We start from the raw sequence: 2,586 nt of genomic DNA, 5'->3' as shown, positions 1-2,586 counted from the left end.
GTACGCATCCGTTGTGGACCGCAGGCATCAAGCATTTTTTTGAGGTAAGATCTCCCAGGAGTATCGCTACCCTTACTCCTGGGAGATTGGGTTTTCGCTGCTGGTAAATCAGGCCGCCTGAGCGGTATCGATCTGCTCGCGCATCTGTTTCCAGGTCCACGGCAATAATTCGTGGAGGCGGTTCTGGGATATGTCAGCGATCCGTGTGAGCACGTCGGTCAGCCAGACGAGCGGATCGACATCGTTGAGTCTGCACGTAGCGATGAGGGTGTACATCATCGCAGCGCGCTCGCCGCCGCGGTCAGACCCGACGAATAACCAAGCTTTTCTTCCCCGGGCAATGGCTCGCAGGGCGCGTTCGGCGGCATTGTTCGTGAGACATATCCGGCCATCGTCAAGGAATGCGGTAAAAGCGGGCCATGCGTTGAGCATGTAATCCATCTTTTTGCCGACTGCGTCCTTCGAGGAGAGCAGCCCGCGCTGCTCACGCATCCAGTTGCCCAGTTCCGTGACCAGTGGGGCTGACAAGGTCTGACGCACAGCAAGCCGTTCAGCGGCAGGGTTGCCGTTGATGTCGCGCTCGATTGCGAAGATGCGGTCGATGCGTTGCACAGCCTCGATCGCAAGCGGTGATATGACGACACGCTTGCCGGGTTTTCGCTTCATCTGGGTGGCAATATCGGCAAGTTCGAAGAAGTATCTTCTCGAATGGGACCAGCAGGCGGCATGTGTGATTGCCCCCTCGGGCCGGCCGGGGTCATAAAGCGCATTGTAGCCGGCGTAATTGTCGGCCTGAAGGATGCCCCTGTAGCCGACAAGGTGCTCCCGGCTGTGCTCGCCCTTGCGGTCCCTGGAATAATAGAACAGCGCTGACGGTGCCCGTCCTCCTGCAAACGGCGCATCATCGCAGACATAAGTCCACATCCGGGCGATATCGGTTTTGTACTTTGCCAGGCGCGGCACGGTGGTGTCGTCGCCGTGGAGACGCCCGGCACCGAGTGTATGCGCTTCGAGCAGCAGAAAAACCGGCTTCACAGCGGCAGCGATCGCGCCGATCTGATCGGCAAGCGTTGACAGGCTGAGCGGTATGCCCTGGCTCTCGAGGCGATCGCGCTGGCTATTGAGTGGCTGGTGAAGCCCGAATTTGTTGAACGCAAGGCATGCGAGGAAATGCGGGCCAAACATGGCGCGCGGCGTGACGTGAAACGGCGCTGGCGGCTGCGTGATGGTCTGGCACGATCTGCAGGAAAAGCGTTCGCGGACAGTCTCGATGATCTTGTGCTGGGCAGGTACCGTCTCCAGCGCACGAATGACGCTCTCGCCAAGCTTGCTGAGGTTGTCTGAACCGCAGCAAGGACAGTTCTTGTCGGCGGGAATAACGACCCGCTCGACGGGAAGCCCTGATGGAAAATCCCGGCGCGTTTGACGCTTGCGGGTAAAGGCTTCGACGGTGGTCGTTTTTGCAGCCGCCTGCTGCGCGGCGATTTCGTCTTCAGTTGCAGTGGCCTCAAGCTCTTCGAACTCGAGTTCCATCTGGTCGATCAGGCGGCGCGAACGTTCCGATGATGGCCCGTGCAGGGCGCGTCGCATCTTCTCGTTTTGCAGTTCGAGATGGGCGTTGCGGGCGATCAGATCAGCGTTGATTGCTAGGACGCGGGCGGCATTGGCCTCTGCCTCGTTGGCGCGCAGACCTGCGCGGACAACGGCCTCGCGCAGGTCTTGAATATCGCGGGCCGAGAGCGTCTCCATCGCCGAAATCTATAGCAGAATCGGCTGTAAACCCGAAGCAAAATCGCCAGAAAAATGCTACCCAACCTTGCTCGGACGCCAGGCTTTCTGCGGGTTGCGCCAGTCTATGCCCTCAAGCAGGCAGGCCAATGCCGAGGCCGAAATCGGTACCGTGCCGTCCTTCGCCGAGGGCCAAACAAAACGCCCTTTCTCGAGCCGTTTTGCATATAATGACATGCCGAAATCGTCGTGCCATAATATCTTCACGAGCGATCCGCTGCGCCCCCGGAAAATGTACAGATCCCCTTGATGAGGATCACGCTTCAGACTTTCCTGAACCTGGAGCGCTAAGCCACGCATCCCGCGGCGCATATCTGTATGACCCAGTGCTATCCAGATCTTCGCATCGCTCGGAACGGGGATCATCCTTCAAGCCCCGCCAAAACCCGAAGCAACGCTGCGACATCTACGTCGCGGTCGACGATGATCCGGCGGCCATTGCCGCAAACAATTTCCATCTGACCGCGCGAGGACGAAGCCGAAACATCGGGGGTAACAACCACCGGCGCAAATCCGGGAACCCCTTTGGAAAGGTACGGAAACAGCCGTTTACGCCAGTCGTAGATCTGGGATGGGTCGACATCATGGCGCCGCGCTACAGTCAAAACGGGAACGCCGCGCTGAAACGCCTCCTCGACGATCCGTTGCTTCGCTTCATCGGTCCAACGCCTGCGTCGGCCGGTCTCCACCACGTCCAGGCGACGAGCGCCTGCAAACACATCAATGCTTATGTCATCCATGCCCGCGCAATGAGCTGGATACATCACCTCGACAATGCGGCTGCTATCGGAGGCGTAC

At 59.2% G+C, this 2,586-nt stretch carries 3 protein-coding genes; all 3 read right to left on the bottom strand.

Features of this window, described 5'->3' with window-relative positions; all coding sequences use genetic code 11:
* Positions 1-108 precede the first annotated feature (108 nt).
* Positions 109-1,749 (bottom strand): IS66 family transposase, encoded by a 1,641-nt coding sequence (locus tag LQ220_RS24700; RefSeq protein ID WP_230190615.1) that lies wholly within the window; start codon positions 1,747-1,749, stop codon positions 109-111.
* 57 nt (positions 1,750-1,806) lie between these two features.
* The gene (gene tnpB / locus LQ220_RS24695; protein ID WP_290369095.1) at positions 1,807-2,154 is read right to left on the bottom strand and encodes an IS66 family insertion sequence element accessory protein TnpB; all 348 of its coding nucleotides are present in this window, start codon (positions 2,152-2,154) and stop codon (positions 1,807-1,809) included.
* Positions 2,151-2,586: transposase (locus LQ220_RS24690; RefSeq protein WP_230190614.1), on the bottom strand; the 436-nt coding region annotated here is incomplete at its 5' end. The genes LQ220_RS24690 and tnpB, both read right to left, overlap by 4 nt.

It is taken from the genome of Sphingobium sp. CECT 9361 (assembly GCF_918741285.1).
GTDB lineage: Bacteria > Pseudomonadota > Alphaproteobacteria > Sphingomonadales > Sphingomonadaceae > Sphingobium.
The sequence above is the reverse complement of the archived record's forward strand: the minus strand, read 5'-3'. Positions and strand labels throughout refer to the sequence as shown.